Below are 20,904 nucleotides of genomic sequence, written 5' to 3' on the forward strand. Positions count from 1 at the left end.
GTAGGACCTTGAACGCCACACATCTCCAAGGATCGGACGGCTTCATGAAAGGCATCATCTTAGCAGGCGGCAGCGGGACGCGGCTGTATCCGGTGACCAGTGCGGTCTCGAAGCAACTGCTGCCGGTCTACGACAAGCCGATGATCTATTATCCGATCTCGACGCTGATGCATGCCGGCATCCGGGATATCCTGATCATCTCGACGCCGGAGGACACGCCGCGCTTTAAGCAGATGCTGGGCGACGGGTCGCGCTGGGGGATCAGCTTTTCCTATGCGGTGCAGCCTTCGCCCGACGGGCTGGCGCAGGCGTTTTTGATCGGAGCGGACTTCCTCGATGGCTCGCCGTGCGCGCTGGTGCTCGGCGACAACATCTTCCATGGCGAAGATTTGCGCCGGCTGCTCGACAATGCGGCCTCGCGTGAGGCTGGAGCCAGCGTCTTCGCCTATCACGTCCAGGATCCGGAGCGGTATGGCGTCGTCGAGTTCGACCAGGACGGCAAGGTGCTGAGCCTGGAGGAGAAGCCGAAGCAGCCAAAGTCGAATTACGCTGTCACCGGGCTTTATTTCTACGATTCCACAGTGGTGGAAAAGGCCAAGCGACTGACACCATCGCACCGTGGTGAACTGGAGATCACCGATCTCAACCGGCTCTATCTGGACGAGGGGCTGCTCAACGTCGAGATCATGGGCCGCGGCTACGCCTGGCTCGATACCGGCACCCATGACAGCCTGCTCGATGCCGGCAACTTCATCGCCACGCTGGAGCATCGCCAGGGCTTGAAGATTGCCTGCCCCGAAGAGATCGCGTTCCGCTCGGGCTGGATCGATGCGGATGAGCTGAAGGCGCTTGCCGCTCCGCTCGCCAAGAACAATTACGGCCGCTACCTCATCCAGCTCCTCAGCGATCGGGTGCTTGCATGAAGTTCGAGGAACTTGCGCTTTCCGGCGTCTTCCTGATCGAGCCGAAGGTGTTCGGCGACGAACGCGGCTTCTTCATGGAAAGCTTCAACGCGGCCAGGTTCCGCGAGGGCACCGGTGCCGACGTCGCTTTCGTCCAGGACAACCATTCCCGTTCGTCCCGTGGCGTCTTGCGCGGCCTGCACTACCAGCTGCCACCGCATGCGCAGGGCAAGCTCGTGCGCGTCGTCTCGGGCGAGGTCTATGACGTCGCCGTCGATATCCGCCGCTCCTCTCCGACCTTCGGCCAGCATGTGGGCGCGGTGTTGTCGGCCGAGAACAAGCGGCAGCTGTGGATCCCGGCCGGTTTTGCCCATGGTTTCGTCACACTTTCCGACCATGCCGAGTTTCTCTACAAGACGACCGACACCTATGCGCCGGAATGCGAGGGTGCGATTGCCTGGAACGATCCGGAGCTTGGCATCGACTGGCACATCGAAGCGGATGTCATCCAAGTGTCGGAGAAGGATGGCAAGGCTCCGCCTCTGAAGGATGCGAAGCACTTCGACTGATTGACGGCAGGCGGCCCTTCTTCATTGGTTGGGTTCGAGAGACGACAGGACAGCTTTTTCCATGACCATTCTCGTCACCGGCGGTGCCGGTTTCATCGGCAGCAATTTCGTCCTCGACTGGCTCCAGGCGAACGATGAGCCTGTCATCAATCTCGACAAGCTCACCTATGCCGGCAACATGGACAATCTGGCGTCGCTCAAGGGCAATCCGGCCCACCGCTTCGTCCAGGCCGACATCTGCGACGCCGACGCGCTGAAGAGGGTCTTCGCCGCCGACGATATCCGCGCCGTCGTTCATTTTGCCGCCGAAAGCCATGTGGATCGCTCGATCCATGGCCCGGAAGCCTTTCTCGACACCAACGTCACCGGCACCTTCCGCCTGCTCGAAGCCGCCCGCCATGCCTGGGGACCGAACGCTGCCTCAGACGGCCGCCGCTTCATCCATGTCTCGACCGACGAGGTCTACGGCTCGCTCGACCCCGATGCGCCGGCGTTTTCCGAGACCAACACCTACGAGCCGAACAGCCCCTATTCGGCCTCCAAGGCGGCGGCGGATCATTTTGCCCGCGCCTATCACCACACCTATGGGCTGCCGGTGATCATCACCAACTGCTCCAACAATTACGGCCCCTATCACTTCCCCGAGAAGCTGATCCCGCTCGTCATCCACCGGGCACTCAAGGGCGAGCCCCTGCCCGTCTATGGCGACGGCACGCAGATCCGCGACTGGCTCTATGTCGGCGACCACTGCTCGGCGATCCGCCGGGTGCTCGAAGCCGGTCGGCTCGGCGAGAAATACAATATCGGCGGCTTCAACGAGAAGACCAATATCGAGGTGGTGCGCGCCATCTGCGCGCTTCTCGATGAGCGCCGCCCACGCGCTGACGGAAAGGGCTATGCCACGCAGATCACCCATGTCCGCGACCGGCCAGGCCACGACAAGCGCTACGCCATCGACGCCGCCAAGATCGCCACCGAACTGAACTGGCAGCCCGCCGAGACCTTCGACACCGGCATCGCCCGCACCGTCGACTGGTACCTCGAAAACCAGGGCTGGGTCGACCGCGTCACGTCCGGCGCCTACAAGAACTGGCTGGAGAAGCAATACGCATGAGTGTGGTGCTGATTGGGGGAAACGGACAGGTCGGCTACGAACTGAAACGGGCGCTCGCTCCCCTCGGCCTGACCGACGTGCTCGATCGCAGCCGGCTCGATCTGAACGATCCCGATGCGGTTCGCCCGGCGCTCGGACAGCTTTCGTCGCGCCCTAAGGTGATCGTCAATGCCACTGCCTATACCGCCGTCGATAAAGCGGAGGACGATCAGGCTTCAGCGGATCGAGTCAATCATCTCAGCGTCGCCGCGCTTGCGGAAACCGCACGCGACCTTGGCGCCTGCCTCGTTCACTATTCGACCGACTATGTCTTCGACGGATCGAAGGACGGCCTTTACGAGGAGGACGATCCGACCGGCCCGCTCGGTGTATACGGCAAAACGAAGCTCGCCGGCGAGGAGGCCATCCTCCGATCAGGCGCCGCGCACCTGATCTTCCGGACATCATGGGTCTATGCCCGGCGCGGCAAGAACTTTGCCGCCACGATGCTCAGGCTTGCCGCCGATCGCGATGAACTCTCCGTCGTCGCCGATCAAGTCGGTGCGCCGACTTCGGCCGAACTGATTGCCGACGTGACGGCGATCACGCTCGGTTCGACGGGCCTCGATCAGGAACGGTTGCGCACGATCTCAGGCATCTACCATCTGGTGGCTGCCGGGGAGACGAGCTGGCATGGGTTTGCGCGCCACGTGATCGAACGCGCCAGCGCCAATGGCCGCCCTCTCAAGGCAAGCCCCGACCGGATCAAGCCGATCGCCACGGCAGATTACCCGACCCCGGCCAAGCGTCCTGCCAATTCGCGACTGAACATCGGCAAGATCGAGCGCACCTTCGGCCTGCAGATGCCGCACTGGACCACCCATGTGGATCGGACGGTGGATCAATGGTGCGAGGCTTGAGGCGTCGCGCCTTTGTCGTTCTCGGCATGCACCGTTCCGGCACGAGCGCGCTCACGCGCGTGCTCGCCCTGCTTGGCGCAGAACTTCCCCGCACGCTGATTGGTGCGGGTGCGGGAAATCCGCTTGGGCATTGGGAGTCGCAGCCGATCTGCGATCTCAACGACCGCATTCTGAAGGCCGCCGGCAGCACGTGGTATGATTGGCGCGCCATAGACGAGAGCTTCTTGTCCTCTTCCGAGCTGACCGCTTTTGAGCCCGAGGCCCGCGCGATCCTTTCCGAGGAATTCGGCGATGCCAGGACCATCGTCCTCAAGGATCCGCGTATCTGCCGCCTCTATCCATTCTGGCGACAAGTGCTCGATTCGCTTGATATCCAGCCGATGCCGATCCTGCCGCTGCGGCATCCCGCCGAAGTTGCCGCTTCTCTCGAAGCGCGCGACGGGATGCATCCGGCGCTTGGGCAGATCATCTGGCTTCGCCATGTATTGGATGCCGAGCGATTTACGCGGCATTCCCCTCGGGTCGTGACAACATTCGACAGTCTGCTGGGTGCTTGGGAAGGCGTTGCGCATCGGATTGCCGAGTGTTTCGAGGTCAGCATGGATGGGTCTGCTACCGCCGACAGCATTGGCTCATTCCTATCCGCTGATCAGCGCCATCACTCTGAGAGCGCGGCGACATCGGTGCTGCCCGAATGGGTCGACGCGAGCTATCAAGGGCTTCTGGCATTGGAGAAGGGCGTCGAGAAAGCAGACATCCTCGGGACGCTCACCGATATCGAAGCCAAGCTCCGCGCTTCAGAAGGTTGCTTCGCACCCATCACCACCGCTGCCATCGCCGTTGGGCTGCAAGCCAGACGCATCGCAGCGAGGTTACAGGAGGCGGAAGCAGAACTCGCGCGGCTTCGCACCGAATCAGGAGGCTTATCCACGAGCCATTCGACCAGCGGTTCACCCTGAAGCAGTTTCGATGTCTCCGCCGAGCGAGCCGCAACACGGAGCGTTGATCCCGCAATGCCTGCTTTTCAGCGTGACATCTTGTGGGACCCGGATATGCGATCCAACATCTTCTGGAGCACGCAGGTCTTTGTGATAAGAGAAGTCGCCCAGCGCACGAACCGACGGCGCCGGTGAAGAATTCGGAGTTACTGTGGTTCACCTGACCAAATCCGGCCTGAAATTTTCACGCCGCACCGACAAGGACGTCGCCTTCGACCAGTACGAAGCGGGAGTTCCGTCCTACCAAAACGCCATTGATCTCCTGCCCGGCTGGACCGGCAGCTTTCCCGATGCGCTGAAACTGAAGGCCGGCACGCTCGCGCTCTACAACGATCATCGCATCGCGTGGATGATCAAGCAGATGGGCTCGCTCGAGGGCAAGAAAGTACTCGAGATCGGCCCGCTCGAGGGCATGCACACCTACATGATCGATCAGCAGAAGCCGGATCGGGTCGATGCTGTGGAAGCGAACCGGCTCTGCTATCTGCGCTGCCTGATCACCCGCGAAATCCTCGGCATGAACCACGCCCATTTCCATCTTGGCGATGCGATGGCATGGCTGAAGGAAAAGCCGGAACGCTACGATCTCATCGTCGCATCCGGCGTTCTATACCACATGGCCGAGCCGGTCGAGCTTCTCCGGCTGATGGCGGAAAGAAGCGACGCCGTCTTCATTTGGACGCATTATTTTCCGGATGTCTCTGAAAAGACCGAGCCGTGGCGACAGGCATTTTCGGGCAAGACCGAGACGCGAGAGCTGAACGGGATACCGGTGCGTCTCTATGAGCGTGGCTACTTCAACGCTTCGTCCAACGCGTCGTTCTGTGGGGGCCCGAAGGACCGTCATTATTGGGTCCATCGAGAAGACATCCTCTCGTTGCTGACATCCTTTGGCTACGGCAGCATCGAAATCATGGGTGAGGACCGCAACCACAGCGGTGGCCCCTGCTTTTCGCTTCTGGCAAAGCGCAACTGACGCACCAAGAGCAGGTATCGGCACGTTGCTCTTCAATCTGGAACACGACACCAGAAACGCGATCATCGGCTACCTCGTGCCCGACGGCTTCGCCGACCGGCCAAGGATCATCGTTCGCGATGGCCAGGAGACGCTGTTCGAGATGGAATGCAACGAAATGCGCGAGGCTGTGCTTCGCGCAGGTCGGCACGAGACAGGCATGATAGGGTTTCGTATCGACGATACGATCCTTCCGGACATCGAGCAGCGGCCTGAACTAACGCTCTGGGACCACAAGTCGGGAGTCCTGATCTATCGCCGCGCTCCTCCTGCAAGCGTCGTCAAGAAAAAGCTGGTCCGCGTCGAAACGCAGATGATTCCCTTCCTCGCGATGGACAAGGCGATCAAGCCGCACTTCCAGTATGGCGCAGATGGGGTCGACCGGTTTGGTCTCGAAACGGTGCAGCAGATGTTTCACCTGAACGCTGTTCCGTCGATCTATCTCGCCGGCCGCTTGCAGATAAGGACATTCACCGAGTTTCTCGATCGCGACTTTCAAGCGATTGCCGTCATCAACGACCCTTACATGGAGATGGCGGAGCGCCTGTTCCTGCTGCAGCGGTTCAAGTCTGTGCCGCAAGGAATTTTCGGGGATCGTGACCGCATGACCTTCGGGCCTGCGGTCGAGCATTTTGCCGAAGTCGACATCTCGTCGTCAGCTTCGCTGAAGGACGCGCTCAAAGTCATGCCAGATCCGGTGTCGCGCATCTTGAACGCGCCGCTGACACGACAGATCGCGCTGTCGAGCGGTGACGAGTCGCTCGGTCCCAATGCCGTGCCGGCGGCGGTCGACATGTTGTCACGTTTCGCGGTGGTCGGATTGCGCGAGGCGCCGGAGACCTATATCGAACCGATTGCCGAACTGATCGGCGTCGAGCCCTCGACCCTGCCGGAGGCGAGCAATTTTTCGCAGATCGCATCCATTGCCGATCGGCTGCGTGACCTGCCGATTGCCGAGAAATTGCTCGAAAAGGACATAATCGTCTACCATTTCGCACGCCAGGCGATCCTTGATAGCTACAAGCGAACCGCGGACCTTTGATCAGGGCTTGAGCGCCCTGCTGGAGAACTGCCCATGGCGGCCACCAAAACCGCGCAGAAGGACAAGTCCGGGACCTTTCAGGTCGACGCGGAGGCGCTCGACGGCCGCAGCCTGCGCACCGGCGATGGCACCATGCCGAGCACGACCAGCGGGACAGCCGTCGGTGTCAAGGAAATCGATGCAGAGACAACCGCAGCAGCTCCGCAAACGGCGAGCGGCGGCGGTTTCTGGCGTCTCAGCACGATCAGCCTGCTCGTGTGCGTCGCCCTGCCCTTCATCCTCGCCTGCTTCTATTATTTTGCGCTCGCCACTGACCAGTATGTGGCCGAGACGCGCTTCGCGGTGCGCTCCCTTGCATCCGGTTCCAGCAGCGATGCCAGCGGCCAGCTTTTGACGACAAGCCCGCTGGCGCAGGATGGGTATGTCGTCACGAGCTTCATACATTCCACCGAGATCCTTCGTCGCATTGAAGAGCGCGTCGATCTGCGCAGTTACTTTCAGCGCGACGAGATCGACTACTTCTCACGCCTTGCCGACGATGCCACGCGCGAAGATCTGCTGGATTATTGGTCGAACCAGGTCACGACCTACATCGATGGACCATCCGGCATCATCACGCTGCGCGTGCGCGCCCATTCGCCCGAAGATGCCCGTGAACTCGCCCAGATCATCATCGAAGAGAGCGAAATCCTCGTCAACCAGCTCTCCGAGCGGGCGCGCGCCGATTATATCAGGCGTGCCAAACAGGAGGTCGCGTCCACTGCCGGGCGCTACGAGCAGGCGCTGGCGCAGCTCAACGAATTCCAGAACGACCGCAGCATCCTCAGCGTCGAAGCACAGGCGACGGAGACCGGTCAGCTTCTGACCGGGCTTCTCCAGGAGAAGTTGACCGTCGACAGCCGGCTGTTCGTCCTCGCGCAGAATTCCATCAGCGACGCTCCCCAGGTGAGACAGCTGCAGCGCACGCAGGAAGCGCTCGACACGCAGATCGCCGAACTGCGTGGGCAACTGGCCTCAGGCGACACTGCAGACGGCAACCTGTCGCGCTACCTGCGTGAGTTCGCGGAGTATGAGACGGAGCGTCTGCTGGCCTCAGGCCTTTACGAAGCTGCACGGCGCAATCTCGCGCAGGCTGAGTTGGAAGCCGATCGACAGGCGGTCTACGTTACCGTCTTCGTCGAGCCGAGTGTTCCGGAAGATGCGCGCTACCCCCAGCGCTTCATCATGCCGCTGTTGATCCTGCTCGGTTGTGCGATCGCTTGGGGCATCGTTGCCCTCATCATCGCCTCCGTCGAAGACCATCGGACCTGAGGGCTGACGGATGGAAACGACGGTCGAGCTGCGCAACGTCACCAAGTACTACAAGACCGAAGGTCGCAAGAAGATGATCCTGGACAAGGTCTCGCTTGCGTTCGAGCGAGGCTATTCATACGCGATCCTTGGCGTTAACGGCGCGGGGAAATCGACGACTTTGCGGCTGATCTCCGGCTCCGAATTGCCGAATTCTGGCAAGATCAAGCGGAATGTCCGGGTGTCCTGGCCGCTTGGTTTCGCCGGCGGCTTCCACCCGATGATGTCGGGGCGCGACAACCTCAAATTCGTCGCACGCGCCTATGGCGCGGATGTCGGCGAAGTGACGGAGTTCGTGGAGGATTTCGCCGAGCTCGGCGACTACATCAAGGCTCCGATCAAGACCTATTCGTCGGGCATGTCGGCCCGCCTCGCCTTCGGTCTTTCAATGGCCATAGAATTCGACTGTTATCTGATCGACGAGATCACGGCGGTCGGCGATGCACGTTTCCAAGCCAAATGCCGAAAGGCGTTTCTGCGGCGACAGGAGACCGCCGATCTCATCGTCGTGTCGCATTCGATGAGCACCGTCAAATCCTATTGCCAGCGCGGGATCGTGCTGGTCGATGGTCATCCGATCTATTTCGACGACGTCGAAAATGCGATCGAGACGTATTACAGGCTGAACCGATGATGCTGGGCGCAGACCGATGAGCAACAGGCCCGACGAGATCACCGGCGATCGCCAGCCGATGTCGGCGCTCGATCGCAACAAGCAGGCGACGACGGCGCTGGCGGTCGTGGCGCGCAAATTGCGTTTGACGACATCGCAGCGCGGCAAGCTTTATGCTTCGGTCGGCTTGCGCCCGCGCGGCATCGACAAGCTCATGAAGGCGCTGTTCATCGCGGCCTTCGCCATCTTCTTTGCAATCCCCAACATCGCGAGCGGGCTCTATTACGGGCTGATCGCGTCCGACCAATTCATGTCGGAGACGCGCTTCACGGTGCGCACGTCGGAGCCGATGCAGGCGGCGGATCAGTTCGGAGATATGAGCGGCATTCCCTCCGCCAAGATCGTGCAGGACACGCAGATCGTCGCCAACTACATCATCAGCCGCACCATGCTGGAGCGGCTGGAGCGCGAGGCCGACTTCATCGGGCGCTACAGTTCCGACCAGGCAGACTGGCTGGCTCGGCTGCCGGAAGGCGAGACGATCGAGGAGCGGCTCGAATATTGGGAATCCATGGTCGATGTCGGCATCAGCCCTTCGAGCGGCATCATCACCGTCCAGGTCCGCGCCTTCAGTGCCGAGGATGCAAGGGCGATCGTGCAGGAGGTCGTCGCAGCCTCGGAAGCGCTGATCAACGACCTCAACGACCGGATCTGGAACGATGCGACCGCATCCGCGCGTGCTCAGGTCGAACGTGCGACGGCAAGCCTCAGCCAGGCGCGGCAGGCTTTTGAGACGGCGCGAAACGAGTCCGGCATCCTGGCCGTGGAAGAAACATCCACGTCGCTGTCCGCCCTCCTCACACAGCTGATGGGCGAAAAGATCGAGCTCGAAGGCCGCATGAACGCGGTGAGCGACAATGTCTCGCGCGATGCGCCGCAAATGCGGGTGCTTGCGCGCGAAATCGAAGCAAAGGACCAGCAGATCGCGCAATTGCGTTCGCAGATTGCGAGCACCAGCGGGGGCGGGACGACGCTCGCCGACACGTCCACCGTATTCTCGCAGCTGACCTTGGAGCAGACGATTGCTGAGCAGCAGCTGACTGCAAGCATCACAGCGCTGGAGCAGCTGCAATATCTCAGCCAGCAGCAGTTGATGTATCTCGACCCGTTCCTAGCGCCAACGCTGCCGGACGGTGCGGAATATCCGCGCCGCGCTTTCTGGAGCATGATCATCTTCGTCGTGAGCCTGCTGACATTCGGCATCGTGGCCGGCATTCTGTCGATCGTGAGAACCCGCCTTGGCTGATGCCGTCATCGGCATGCATCGGTCGCTTTTCGACCGGTGGTCCGATCGTGCCTACCGGGCTGTTCCCCGCCCGCACGCGCTCGCTTCACGGAACGGCCGACCACCGGTGCGCAGCGTTCTCGTGCTTCGAAAAGGCAACAACCCGACTTACAGCTATTATTTCGAAGCTCGCCTCAAGGCCTTAGCGCCGCTTCCCTATCAGTCGCGCTGCATCGACAGCGAGAGCCCCGAGGGCATCGATCCCGCCGGGCTCTTCGTCATCATCTGCCGCTATATCAAGCCGGCACAGCTGCGCTGGCTGGAACGGCATCGATCAGAGCTCGCCGGTGTCGCACTCTTCATCGATGACGACATTGCCGCCTTGCTGACGGGAACCGAAGCGGTCTGGCATTACCGCCTTTATCTGGCGTCGATGACGCTGCTGCCGCTCCGTCGTCTGAACCGGTTGCTCACGCATGTCTGGGCTTCCACGCCGGCGCTGAAGGAAGCACTCGCAGCCGGTGGTCGCCCGGTATCATTGCTCCCGCCTGCCCCGGATACTGCCGAGCATCTGCCGCTCAGCGCCAGATCATCCAAAGAACCGGTGAGCGTGGCGTTCCACGCAACCGGCGTGCATGGCCGGGAACACCGCTTTCTGGTGCCGATCGCGCAGCGGGTGGTGGCGCGGCACCCAAATGTCCGGTTCGACATTCTCGCTCAGGGCGACGATCGGAAGCTTTGGCTTTCCGCCGGGCTGCCGGAGCACCAGTTGCGGATCGTTCCACTGATGCGCTGGCCGGAGTACCACCGCCATTCGCGCGAGACGGGGGCCGACATCTTTGCCGTGCCGCTGATGGACAACCGTGAAAACGCCGCGCGGGCCGATACCAAGCGCATCGACTGCGCCCGCCTCGGGGCGGCAGCGATCTTTTCCGACAGCCCCGCCTATTCCTCGCGGCGGCATCAGGACGAGATCCATATCGGAAACGATCCCGACATCTGGGTGGAAACTCTTCTCGATCTCGCCGACAATCCGCAGCGGCGCGAGAAGGCCGCGCAGGCGACGCGCGATGTCGTGGCCGCCATGGCGGATGATCTTCGATTTCCCGACCTCGATCTTTCGCCATCGTCGCCGCGTTGACTATGAGCGGCAAGTCTTCCAGAAAGCAGCCGATTTATGCGCCGTGGAGCGCATCACGCACCGATTTTCCGATCCTTCTAAAAACAGGCCGTCATGCTTGAGCCGATCAACGATCTCGCCGAAATCGAGCCGCCCGTGGTCTGGCGCAGTCTTGGCGACGACCCCCGTTTCGTGGTGCGGCTGCCTTTCATCCGCGAGAAGCGCTATCTCGTTTTCCGGCTGTCGGTCGAGGAAGGCACGATGGAGCCGCAGCTCTATGTGAACTTCGGTCTGGGCTTCAAGGAACGCCAGTCCTTCAATCCGCGCAGTTCGCGCCGCCATGCCATTCTGATCGATGTCGGTGGCATCGGCACTGTCCGTTCGATCCGGCTCGATCCGAACAACCGGCCGGGCGACTTCACCTGCCACGCCGACGCGTTCCGCAGCCGCGCCGAGGCCGAAGCCGTCGCGGAGGCCTGGTGCCAGGGAACGCCCGGCGCGGTTCGCAGCAAGTTCGGCAGGCTGAGCCGGCTGATCTTCTCCGGGCTTCCTTTCGGCTTCGGCAAAACCAACAAGCTCGCCCAGCATCTGGAAGAAATCTATCAGCTGGCGGCCATCGAGACGGCGGAGCTGTCGTTCGAACCGTCGCAGACACCGTTTCTCAGCCTTGTGGTACCGGTCTACAATGCGCCGGATCGTTACCTCGATGAGCTGCTGCGGTCCTTCCGGCGGCAGATGGCCGGCACGGTCGAACTGATCCTCTCCGACGACGCCTCTCCCTCGTCCACGACGCAGGCCTGGCTGGACAAGACGGCGGCGTTCGAGGACGTGATCGTGGTGCGCAACCCGGTCAATCGCGGCATCGCCGAGACGACCAATTCCGGCATCGCGGCTGCCTCCGGCGAATGGATCGCGCTGCTCGACCATGACGATGCGATCGCGCCGTCGGCTCTGGCGTTGATCCGCGCCACGATCGAACGCAATCCGGGCGTTGAATTCCTTTATACGGATGAGGTGGTGACCGACGGGCGCCTTACGCCCACCAGCCTGATGGCGAAGCCCGCATACGACCCGGTGCTGCTCTCCGGCGTCAACTACATCAACCATTTCTCGGTCTATCGCGCCGAGCGCCTGCGCGCCATTGGCGGACTGCGCCCCGGTTTCGAGGGCTCTCAGGATTACGATCTGCTCTTGCGGTATCTGGCGGACCTCACCGACAACCAGGTGATCCACCTGCCCTATCCCGCCTATTGGTGGCGCCGGGACGGGCGGACCTATTCGCGCCAGAACATGGGGCCATCGACCGACAGCGCGCGGCGCGCCATGAAGGAAGCCTATGGACGGCGCGGCGACGACGTGGAGATCGTGCCGGCGCTGACTGACACGCTGCACAAGGTCGAGTTTCTGCGCCTGCGCGATGCTCTGCCGAAACTCTCGGTCATCATCCCCAACAAGAATGGACTGCCGCTCATCCAGCGCTGCCTTTCCGACCTGATGGAGAAGACTGACTATCCGGACTTCGAAGTCCTCATCATCGACAACGGTACGACCGACCCTGCGGTGCTTTCGCTCTACGACCAGATGACGAAGCGTCACGACAACATTTCCGTCGATATCGAGCCGGCCAAGTTCAACTTCTCTCGCGCGGTCAACCAGGGCATCGCCAAGGCCAAGGGCGAGCATTTCCTGCTTTTGAACAACGACATCTCCGTCATCGATCCGAGCTGGATGAAGGAAATGGTTGCGTGTCTGGCCTATGAAAAAGCCGGCATTGTCGGGGCCAAGCTTCTCTATCCCAACGACAAGATCCAGCACGCCGGCGTGATCGCTGGTTTCGGTGGGCTTGCCGGCCACTGGTATCTCAATCGCTCGGCAAATTTTCCTGGTCCGATGAACCGGCTGCATGTGCGTTCGTCGATGAGCTGCGTCACCGGGGCAGCGATGCTGATTTCAGGCGACTGCCACGCCCAGATCGGCGCGTTCGACGAGGAAAATTTTCCCGTCGCCTACAATGATGTCGATTACTGCCTGCGCGCCTATCGTGCCGGCTGGCGGGTGATCTGGACGCCGTTTGCCTGCCTGCACCACCACGAGTCCGCAACGCGCGGCTCAGAAAAAAGCCCGGAGAACAAGGTGCGCTTCGAGCGCGAAAAGGACAATCTGCGCCGCCTGCACCGCACCACGCACTTCGTCGACCCGGCGTCGAGCCCGCTGCATTCGCGCGATCGCTCAAACCCGGAACTGCAGAAGCTCGACCATTTGCCGCAGGCGCGGCACTGGCTGCCGAAGCACTGACCTAGTCCGCAACGCCCATGCGCTCTTCCAGCGAAGCGGGTTCAGGGGAAACCGTCTCCGGGGCTGCCTCCTCAGGTTCAGGCTGGGGTTCGGGCTCGCCGACGAATTCCAGAAGAATGTTCAGCCGGCGTGCATCGCCCATTTCGGGCGTGATGCGCAGCCGGAGGCCTGTCTCCACACGATCGACGCGCTCCATGTCTTGGAGGGCCGCGACATGTCCAGCTGGCAATTCCATGCCGTAATTGCGCACGGCACTGCGCAGGGCGCTCAGCACGGTGTTGCGGGCGCTATCGGCCGTTGCGGGATCGAGTTCGTTCAGCTTGATGCGGATCGTCGGCGGATCAAGGCTACCGCGGCCGCGCACCAGCGTGAACAGGGACGTGGCGGGGCCTTCCTCGGGCACCGGTTCGACATTGGCCAGCACCGGAGAGCACTCCCACGCGCCGTTGCGCAAAAGTACCGATTGCAGGCCCGGCTCGACCAAACCGAACACGGACAAAGCGCCACACAGAACCTCTGGCCGCGCGGTCACGCGCTCGACGCGCTTCGAGAGGAGGCGCGACGGGCGATCCGTGGGCTTGCGCAGCGACTTTATGCGACCGCCCTTGTCGATCGGCTCAACTGTCTGTCTCGCCTCGACCCCTGGCTCCGACACTTGGGCGAATGTGAGCGACGGCATAGCGATCGCCACGAGGGCAAGCGTTGCGACGAGACCGAAAGCCGTGTTGCGCAATCGCAGTGGGCGCACTGTCTTCATCTTTGAAACCAATTCAGTCCATCGTCCTCTTTGCGTGCAACCTAGCATGCAAGGGATGGAGGCCACATCAACCAAGCTAACGATCGGCACGCTCGGCCGTTCGATCCAGCCAGTGGTTGATCGCGGGACGGGCAAGGCTGGAAAATCGGCCGAGAAGCGACACGCGCAACCCGGGATAGATGGCGAATTTGCCCCGCTCGAACTCGCGAACGACGCTTGTCGCCAATTGCTCGGCCGTCATGATGCCGCCGGTCTTCGTAATTTTTGCGGTCTCCGGCGGCTTCAGCCGGTTCTCCGCTTCCAGCTGCGGCGTTTCTGTGTCTGGCGGAAAACAGACGGCGACCTTGATGCCATGGCGGCGCGCTTCCGCCCGCAACGATTCCGCAAAGCCAGCAACTGCGAATTTCGATGCGCCATAGGCCGTATAGCCGAACAGACCCACAAAGGCTGCGGCAGACGAGACCAGCAGGATCTCGCCGCTGCGTCTCTGCGTCATGCCCCGATAGACGGCGCGCACGGCATGGACCGTCCCGTGGAAATTGATGTCCATCTGCTGGCGAAAGCTGTCGGCATCCAGCGCCTCGAAATAGCCTGGGACGGCAACGCCGGCCGAGGTGATCAGACGCGCCGTCGGGCCGAACTCCGATTCGGCAGCGGCGATTGCTGCCTCCAGCGCCGCTGCGTCACGCACATCGGCGGAATGGGCGGACAGGGTGCCGCCTGACGCCGCGAGCCTTTCCTTGCAGGCGGCAAGACGTTCGGCATCCCGCGCGATCAGGGACACACGGTCGCCGCGGGCAAGATGCAGGCGGGCGAAGGCCTCGCCGATGCCGCTCGATCCTCCAGTGATGACGACATGCTGCATCGCTTTTCCTGTTTAACGCTCAGTTCCCTATCTGTCGCGTTTCCGGACGGTGAATCGTGGCCACTTCACCTGAAAACGCTCAGTGCGCGAGCGGCAGCGGCGGCAGGCCGTATCCGGTTTCGCCGCTCTCCGCCAAGGCATCCATGCGCCGGACGATCTCGGCGATGGCGGCTTCCCTGCCCTCTTCGCCATAGAATGTGCCGCGCACCTGAATATCCATCAATGCCCGCAGGAAGAGCTCGAGGAAAGGCCCATCCACGGGCTCCGGATCGCGCCAGAAGCTATCGATGCCGCCCTGGTGGGTCAGCCCATCGATGTCGAATACGGCCGAGCCCATTGCGATCGACGGCTTGCGGTTCATGATGCAGTGCAGGCCGACGGTCGAATTCACATAGATGACGCCCTGCGACGAGCGGATGAGATTGCCGAGATCGCCGCCACGGATGAGATCGGTGCGTCCGACGATGCCATAGCGCTTTTCCAGCCGCTTCAGCCGGCGCGGCCAGTTCTCGAGCCCGTTGTCGAGCGGGTGCATCTTGAAGAGCAACCGCCGGTCCGCCGGCGCGTGTTTGGCAAACGACGAGACGATCTCTTCGAGAAACTCTTCCAGGTGATCATAGGGTGACGACGCGCGGATCTGGTAGTCCTGCTGCAATTGCATCGCGACCATGTTGTAGGGCGCGTTCTCGCGCATGAGCCGCGCTTCGACTTCACCCGCGCGACGCTTGGCGCGCAATTCGCCGGCCAGGACGACGAGCCAGGCAAGATAATCGAAGCCCGGCCAGTAGTAGCGATCGGAGCGATAGAAGGGATAGGCCGGCCGCCCCACTTCCGAGAGCAGCGCGAAGGTGACCTCGCCGAAGGCCTCCTCGGAGAAGGTATGGTGATAGCGCGGCCGCAGATCCGGTAGGACATGGCGCTCGGCACGCGCAGCAATGCCTTCACGCGTCTTCGGAAAGAGCGAGCGCGCGCCCATCGCCTCCGGCTCGAAGGTCAGCCAGTCCGGACGCAGATAACCGAATTCGATCGCCCAGCAGCGCACGCCAAGCGACCGCGAAATTTCCAGCGCTTCGGCGTGATAGGGCAGACGGTCGGCGTAGTAATAGATGTCAGTGACGCCGTTGGTCCGGATGAAATCGGCCAGCCAGGCAGCCCACTTGCCCATGCGCCCGCGGTAGTCGACGGCACCCTTGCGGCGCCAGAAGACGCGATCGCCGAGCGAAAAATTGATCTTCAGCACGCGGTGGCCGGCCGCATCCAGGCCATCGCCAAGCGCGCTCCAAAAGCGCGATGGGTGGCCCTGGAGAAAAAGGATCGTCAGGCGTTTGGTGTCAGACATTGCGCAAGCTGCGGTGGATCGGCCGCCGTCGATTGCACAGGCCGACCGCGCGTGCAATGTTAAATGCCATGTGCGCGCCTGGCGCGTTTACCCATCCCTAAATGACAGATCGCCTGCCAGTGCGCCGTTTCCTTTTCCTGCAAGGCCCCTCCTCTCCCTTTTTCGCCCGTGTTGCGCGTGAGTTGAGGCGCTCAGGTGCCGAGACGTTGAGGGTCGGCACCTGTCCCGGCGACCGGCTCTTCTGGTTGCAGGGCGCGGGCGACTACATCGCATTTCGAAAGCCACCTGAAGACTGGCCGGAGACCGCGCGTGCGATCATGAAAGACGGGGCGATCACCGATCTCGTCTGCCTCGGCGACGGACGGCCGTTTCACCGGGATGCGATCGGCGTTGCCCGGGATCTCGGCGTTCGCATATCCATCGTCGAACAAGGCTATCTCCGGCCCGGGCTGCTGACGATCGAGCCGAATGGCATGGGCGGAAATTCCGGCATACCGGCTGCGTTCGAGGCTGATCGGCAGTCCCAATTTCCCGTTGCAGAGCCGCGGTCGTTCAAGTCGAGCTTCCTTCTCTATGCGGCCTACGACGTGGCCTTTCATTTCGCCAATCTCGTCGGCGCGCCATTTGCCTACCCGCATTACCGCAACCACGCCCTTCACGGCACGCTGGACGAATGGCGCGGCTGGATCGGCAAGGCGTTGAAGCGTCCGGCACGACGCAAAGCTCGAGACGAGGCCCTGGCCGAGATCGAGCATCATGACGGACGCGTCTTCCTCTTTCCGTTGCAGCTGGAGACCGACTACCAGATCCGCCAGCACGGCTATCGCGACGGGCTTCGGACGGCTCTCGCCGATGTGGTCTCTTCCTTTGCGGCGCACGCGCCGAAAGACGCGCTGCTGGTGGTCAAGGTCCACCCGATCGACAATGGGCTGACGCCCTGGGCCGCGATCATCGAGGATTTGAAAAGGCAGCATGGCTGCGAGCGCGTGGTTTTTCTCGACGGCGGTGATCTCGAGCGGCTGATGCAGCGCTCGGCCGGCATCGTCACCGTGAATTCGACGGTCGGATTGTCGGCGCTTTCCCACGGTCGGCCGGTGAAGGTGTTGGGAAGCGCGATCTACGATCTCGAGGGGCTCACCGACGACCAGGCGCTGGAGCGATTTTGGCAGGCGCCTCTGGCACCGTCGCCGGCGAGGGTGTCGGACTTTCTGACATTCCTGAAGACGACCGTGCTCGTTCCCGGCGCCTTCGAAGGAGAAGGCGCGATCCCCGGCGCATGCGCAGTTGCCGATCGCCTCCTTGCTCCACCGCCTTTCTGAATGGCATTTCAATCGGTGGCCAAGTGGTCTATTGGGACGTGACGGGCCCGCCGCGTCATCTTGGCACGCAAGACATTGTTTACCGATCAGGCTCTATCGTTTCTTCTGGCGGAGTGGCCGCGCTTGCATTCTTGGTGCCAAAAGGACACACCGGCCGCCTCTCCCGAACGCCAATCGCGGCTTTGGTTTACTTTTGGGCACCACGTTCTAATGATGCGGCCGGGCGGGGCTCGAGTACCGAATGCGAGTGAGGACATACCATTTTGATTAGTCGACAGTCTGGGACCGCCCTGCGCGTCAAGCTCATCTGTGCGACCGCAAGCCTCGGCGTTCTGGCCGGTTGCCAGGCGCTGCCGGGCGAAGGCCCAAGCGCGCTCTCCATTGCATCCACGGCCGGTCAATCCGCCGCCGAACAGAACCGCCCCACCGCTACGGTTTTCGATGTCGTCCAGGTGGACGCTTATTCCGCACGTCTGGTCGCAGACTACACGGCACGCATGCTGAACCGTCGCTTCGGTATCGGCAGCGCCGGCAACACGGCCCTCATCGGTGTCGGCGATCAGGTTCAGGTCACGATCTTCGAGGCGGGCGAAAGCGGCCTGTTCTCCACCGCCGAATCGAAGCAGACGTCGCTGCAGCTCATCGTCCAGCCGGACGGCCGGGTGCCGATCCCCTACGTCGGCTCGGTCCAGTTCGCCGGGCGGACGGCCGAACAGGTGCGCCAGGCGATTCTATCCTCGCTGCGTGACAAGGCCGTCGAGCCCGACGTCATCATCACGACGACGTCTACCGATTCGCGCGCCGTCACGGTGGCGGGCGCGGTCAACGCTTCCCAGCAGGTCTCGCTGTCACTCAGCGGCGACCGAATCATGGATGTGATCGCCAAGGCCGGTGGCCCGCGCCAGGAGCCCTACGAGACCTATGTGACGCTGACCCGCGGCCAGAGCACCGGCACCGTGCTCTTGAAGTCGATCATCGAGGATCCGTCCGAAAACATCTTCGTACAGCCGAACGACCAGGTCTTCGTAACGCATGATCCGCGCACGTTCACCATCCTCGGCCAGACGTCGTCCAATTCGCGCATTCCGTTCGGTTCGAACGACCTGAACCTCCTGGAGGCGATTGCGCTTGCAGGCGGCGGCGAGGATTCATCGGTCGACGCGCGCGGCTACTTCGTGTTCCGCTACGAGGAGCCGGAGATCGTGAAGCTTCTCATCGGTGACGCGCGCTTCAAGGCGCTGATGGACAAGGGTTACGCGACCGACAAGAACGGCCGCTTCCCGATCGTCTACCAGTTCGACATGCGCAATCCCGACAGCTTCATCACGGGCCAAACCTTCCCGGTCAAGAATCGCGACGTGATCTACGCATCGCGCCATCCGACCGTGGACATCCAGCGCTTCCTGTCGCTCGTGTCGCAGCCCGTCGGCGTCGCAAGCGGTGTCGTTAGGCTCAGCGAATAAACTGCAGCGCAGGCAACCGCCTGCACGCGAATTTCCTGCCGGGCGCATTGATTAGTCCGGCAGTTTTCTTTAGGACGCACAGGCGTTACGGAGAGGTGGCCGAGTGGTCGAAGGCGCTCCCCTGCTAAGGGAGTATACCGGGAACGGTATCGAGGGTTCGAATCCCTTCCTCTCCGCCATGCCTTTCAACCGCTCCCCCAATTTTCGTTAACAAGCCGATCTCCTTCCGGCGAGGCGCTTCGCCCGGTCGTGGTCGTGCCGGCGCCGTACCGCAGCGAGATACGTGCAGCTCCCTGATCTTCTGAACGTCGGCGCTCTCAAACGTTCGCGGCAGGACGACCCTACCGGGTCCTGCGCCTCACTTGGCCGTCACGCCTGGAAAGTTTGCTCCCCCATTGTCACCGTTTGTCGGTAACGAATTGAAACTGCCGAACCATCCGCAATCCAACGCCAACGCCGCCTTGGCAACTTCTGGAATTAGAATTCCATAAAGTCTATTAGTTTAGTAGATTTTTGGTTCGCTCCTGCGACGCCTGCCCTTACGATCTGTCTCATCGTCAATGACACACATGACGCAGATTGAAGGAGCCACCGCATGTCCTCACCCAGCCGGCAGATCCATCTGAATGCCTTTCTCAGGAATGTCGGCCAGCACGAGGCTGCGTGGCGGCTGCCGGAGACCAATGTCGGGGGCGTGACCGACATCGAGCATTACCGGCATCTTGCCCGGACGGCCGAACGCGGCAAGCTCGACGCCATCTTCTTCGCCGACCACCCGGTGTTGAAAGACCGCTCGCAAGACCGGCCGTGGGATTCGCTCGATCCATTCACGCTCGTCACCGCGCTTTCAGGGGTCACCAGCCACATCGGTCTCGTCGCGACGGCATCGACCACCTACAACGACCCCTATGGCATCGCCCGGCGCTTCGGAACGCTCGACCATGTGAGCAAAGGCCGCGCCGGCTGGAATGTCGTAACGACGGCGAATGCTGCGGCGGCGGCCAATTTCGGTTTCGAGGTCCATCCCGATCCGAACCAGCGCTACGAGCGCGCAGCCGAATTCCTCGAAGTCACCTTCGGCCTTTGGGACAGCTGGGACGACGATGCAATCCTCGGCGACAAGGAAGCCGGCGTTTTCGTCAATCCGGACGCGATCCACAGCATCGACCATGTGGGAGAGAACTTCCGTGTGGCGGGACCACTTGAAATTCCCCGCTCGCCGCAAGGCCGGCCCGTCATCTTCCAAGCCGGATCTTCCGAGCCCGGCAAGGACCTCGCGGCGCGCTACGCGGAAGCGATCTTTACGGCGCAGCCGATCATCGAAGACGCACAGGCCTTCTATGCGGACGTGAAGGGCCGTGTGAAAGCCTGTGGGCGCGACCCCGCCAAGGTGCTCATCCTGCCCGGCCTGTCCTTCTTCATCGGTGGCACCGAGGAGGAAGCCCATCACCTGCAGGAGACGTTCGAGAACCTCACCCTGCCAACCTATGGACTTGCCCAGCTGAAGCGGATCACCGGCGTCGACTACGATGACCACGATCTCGATGCGCCCGTCTCGATCCCGCCGCGCGCCGCTCTGGCCGGCGATCAGAAGAGCCGCCACGATCTGGTGCATCGCCTGACGTCCAGCGAGAACCTGACCCTGCGCCAGCTGTTGCGCCGGCTCAGCGCCGGCCGCGGTCACCGCATCACGGCGGGCACGCCGGAGCAGGTCGCCGGAACGATCGTCGAGTGGTTCGAGAATGGTGCGGCCGACGGCTTCAACCTGATCCCGCCTGCCCTGCCGACTTCGCTCTCCACCTTCGTCGATCAGGTCGTGCCTATTCTGCAAGACAAGGGACTTTTCCGCCGGGAATACGAAGGCACGACGCTGCGCCATCATCTCGGCCTCGAGCGGCCGAGCGTCGGCGAGCGCGGATTCCAGGCGGCGGCCGAATGAGCAGGCTTCCTCTCTCTCGC

The 20,904-nt window shown here is 62.2% G+C and carries 18 protein-coding genes and 1 tRNA gene; 16 read left to right on the plus strand and 3 right to left on the minus strand.

Going from position 1 to position 20,904, the window contains the following annotated elements; translation table 11 throughout:
* The first annotated feature begins 44 nt into the window (after positions 1-44).
* The 12 genes from rfbA to PU133_RS14895 all read left to right on the plus strand — a co-directional run bounded on the left by rfbA (position 45) and on the right by PU133_RS14895 (position 13,202).
* Positions 45-923, plus strand: coding sequence for a glucose-1-phosphate thymidylyltransferase RfbA (gene rfbA, locus PU133_RS14840; RefSeq protein WP_404862312.1), 879 nt, complete (start codon positions 45-47; stop codon positions 921-923).
* Positions 920-1,471, plus strand: coding sequence for a dTDP-4-dehydrorhamnose 3,5-epimerase (gene rfbC, locus PU133_RS14845; RefSeq protein ID WP_126010851.1), 552 nt, complete (start codon positions 920-922; stop codon positions 1,469-1,471). Before rfbA ends, rfbC begins: the two co-directional genes overlap by 4 nt.
* A gap of 61 nt (positions 1,472-1,532) precedes the next feature.
* Entirely contained in the window at positions 1,533-2,585 is a 1,053-nt protein-coding gene (gene rfbB / locus PU133_RS14850) for a dTDP-glucose 4,6-dehydratase (protein WP_404862313.1), read from the plus strand.
* Positions 2,582-3,484: a dTDP-4-dehydrorhamnose reductase gene (gene rfbD / locus PU133_RS14855; RefSeq protein WP_404862314.1), complete on the plus strand. Its 903-nt coding sequence runs from the start codon at positions 2,582-2,584 to the stop codon at positions 3,482-3,484. Before rfbB ends, rfbD begins: the two co-directional genes overlap by 4 nt.
* A gap of 59 nt (positions 3,485-3,543) precedes the next feature.
* Positions 3,544-4,443 carry a sulfotransferase family protein gene (locus PU133_RS14860; protein ID WP_404862315.1) on the plus strand — a complete coding sequence of 300 codons (900 nt, stop codon included), beginning with the start codon at positions 3,544-3,546 and terminating at the stop codon, positions 4,441-4,443.
* Positions 4,444-4,633: 190 nt separating this feature from the next.
* Positions 4,634-5,458 carry a class I SAM-dependent methyltransferase gene (locus tag PU133_RS14865; protein WP_404862316.1) on the plus strand — a complete coding sequence of 275 codons (825 nt, stop codon included), beginning with the start codon at positions 4,634-4,636 and terminating at the stop codon, positions 5,456-5,458.
* Positions 5,459-5,483: 25 nt separating this feature from the next.
* Positions 5,484-6,539 (plus strand): hypothetical protein, encoded by a 1,056-nt coding sequence (locus PU133_RS14870; protein WP_404862317.1) that lies wholly within the window; start codon positions 5,484-5,486, stop codon positions 6,537-6,539.
* Between the two features lie 33 nt (positions 6,540-6,572).
* Positions 6,573-7,850 (plus strand): capsule biosynthesis protein, encoded by a 1,278-nt coding sequence (locus PU133_RS14875; protein WP_404862318.1) that lies wholly within the window; start codon positions 6,573-6,575, stop codon positions 7,848-7,850.
* Positions 7,851-7,860: 10 nt separating this feature from the next.
* On the plus strand, positions 7,861-8,523 hold the full coding sequence (locus PU133_RS14880; RefSeq protein ID WP_126010857.1) for an ABC transporter ATP-binding protein: 663 nt from the start codon (positions 7,861-7,863) through the stop codon (positions 8,521-8,523).
* Positions 8,524-8,539: 16 nt separating this feature from the next.
* Complete coding sequence (locus PU133_RS14885; RefSeq protein ID WP_404862319.1) at positions 8,540-9,808, plus strand: capsule biosynthesis protein; 1,269 nt, start codon at positions 8,540-8,542, stop codon at positions 9,806-9,808.
* The gene (locus PU133_RS14890) at positions 9,801-10,928 is read left to right on the plus strand and encodes a hypothetical protein (RefSeq protein WP_404862320.1); all 1,128 of its coding nucleotides are present in this window, start codon (positions 9,801-9,803) and stop codon (positions 10,926-10,928) included. The genes PU133_RS14885 and PU133_RS14890 overlap by 8 nt, the downstream gene beginning before the upstream one ends.
* A 93-nt stretch (positions 10,929-11,021) precedes the next feature.
* Positions 11,022-13,202 carry a glycosyltransferase family 2 protein gene (locus PU133_RS14895; protein ID WP_404862321.1) on the plus strand — a complete coding sequence of 727 codons (2,181 nt, stop codon included), beginning with the start codon at positions 11,022-11,024 and terminating at the stop codon, positions 13,200-13,202.
* 1 nt (position 13,203) lies between these two features.
* Here the strand turns inward: PU133_RS14895 and PU133_RS14900 are convergent, their stop codons facing one another.
* From PU133_RS14900 to PU133_RS14910, 3 genes are all read right to left on the minus strand, one after another.
* Positions 13,204-13,959 carry a DUF6030 family protein gene (locus tag PU133_RS14900; protein ID WP_404862322.1) on the minus strand — a complete coding sequence of 252 codons (756 nt, stop codon included), beginning with the start codon at positions 13,957-13,959 and terminating at the stop codon, positions 13,204-13,206.
* Positions 13,960-14,035: 76 nt separating this feature from the next.
* On the minus strand, positions 14,036-14,824 hold the full coding sequence (locus PU133_RS14905) for an SDR family oxidoreductase (RefSeq protein ID WP_126010861.1): 789 nt from the start codon (positions 14,822-14,824) through the stop codon (positions 14,036-14,038).
* 79 nt (positions 14,825-14,903) lie between these two features.
* Positions 14,904-16,163 (minus strand): capsule biosynthesis protein, encoded by a 1,260-nt coding sequence (locus tag PU133_RS14910; protein ID WP_404862323.1) that lies wholly within the window; start codon positions 16,161-16,163, stop codon positions 14,904-14,906.
* Positions 16,164-16,369: 206 nt separating this feature from the next.
* On the opposite strand from PU133_RS14910, the gene PU133_RS14915 reads away from it, so the two are divergent.
* The 4 genes from PU133_RS14915 (at position 16,370) to PU133_RS14930 (ending at position 20,884) form a co-directional block, all read left to right on the plus strand.
* Positions 16,370-17,482 (plus strand): capsular biosynthesis protein, encoded by a 1,113-nt coding sequence (locus PU133_RS14915; protein WP_164527911.1) that lies wholly within the window; start codon positions 16,370-16,372, stop codon positions 17,480-17,482.
* A gap of 263 nt (positions 17,483-17,745) precedes the next feature.
* Positions 17,746-18,945, plus strand: coding sequence for a polysaccharide biosynthesis/export family protein (locus PU133_RS14920; protein WP_404862324.1), 1,200 nt, complete (start codon positions 17,746-17,748; stop codon positions 18,943-18,945).
* An 89-nt stretch (positions 18,946-19,034) separates the two neighbouring features.
* A tRNA-Ser gene (locus tag PU133_RS14925) sits at positions 19,035-19,124 on the plus strand.
* Positions 19,125-19,540: 416 nt separating this feature from the next.
* Complete coding sequence (locus PU133_RS14930) at positions 19,541-20,884, plus strand: LLM class flavin-dependent oxidoreductase (RefSeq protein WP_404862325.1); 1,344 nt, start codon at positions 19,541-19,543, stop codon at positions 20,882-20,884.
* Positions 20,885-20,904: the final 20 nt, after the last annotated feature.

The organism is Georhizobium sp. MAB10 (assembly GCF_045012825.1).
In the GTDB taxonomy this organism is placed as follows: domain Bacteria; phylum Pseudomonadota; class Alphaproteobacteria; order Rhizobiales; family Rhizobiaceae; genus Georhizobium; species Georhizobium profundi.

Coding starts and splice junctions, on each gene's coding strand:
- rfbA (WP_404862312.1), top strand. CDS start 45: ATGAAAGGCATCATCTTAGCAGGCGGCAGCGGGACGCGGCTGTATCCG.
- rfbC (WP_126010851.1), top strand. CDS start 920: ATGAAGTTCGAGGAACTTGCGCTTTCCGGCGTCTTCCTGATCGAGCCG.
- rfbB (WP_404862313.1), top strand. CDS start 1,533: ATGACCATTCTCGTCACCGGCGGTGCCGGTTTCATCGGCAGCAATTTC.
- rfbD (WP_404862314.1), top strand. CDS start 2,582: ATGAGTGTGGTGCTGATTGGGGGAAACGGACAGGTCGGCTACGAACTG.
- PU133_RS14875 (WP_404862318.1), top strand. CDS start 6,573: ATGGCGGCCACCAAAACCGCGCAGAAGGACAAGTCCGGGACCTTTCAG.
- PU133_RS14880 (WP_126010857.1), top strand. CDS start 7,861: ATGGAAACGACGGTCGAGCTGCGCAACGTCACCAAGTACTACAAGACC.
- PU133_RS14885 (WP_404862319.1), top strand. CDS start 8,540: ATGAGCAACAGGCCCGACGAGATCACCGGCGATCGCCAGCCGATGTCG.
- PU133_RS14895 (WP_404862321.1), top strand. CDS start 11,022: ATGCTTGAGCCGATCAACGATCTCGCCGAAATCGAGCCGCCCGTGGTC.
- PU133_RS14900 (WP_404862322.1), bottom strand. CDS start 13,959: ATGAAGACAGTGCGCCCACTGCGATTGCGCAACACGGCTTTCGGTCTC.
- PU133_RS14905 (WP_126010861.1), bottom strand. CDS start 14,824: ATGCAGCATGTCGTCATCACTGGAGGATCGAGCGGCATCGGCGAGGCC.
- PU133_RS14910 (WP_404862323.1), bottom strand. CDS start 16,163: ATGTCTGACACCAAACGCCTGACGATCCTTTTTCTCCAGGGCCACCCA.
- PU133_RS14930 (WP_404862325.1), top strand. CDS start 19,541: ATGTCCTCACCCAGCCGGCAGATCCATCTGAATGCCTTTCTCAGGAAT.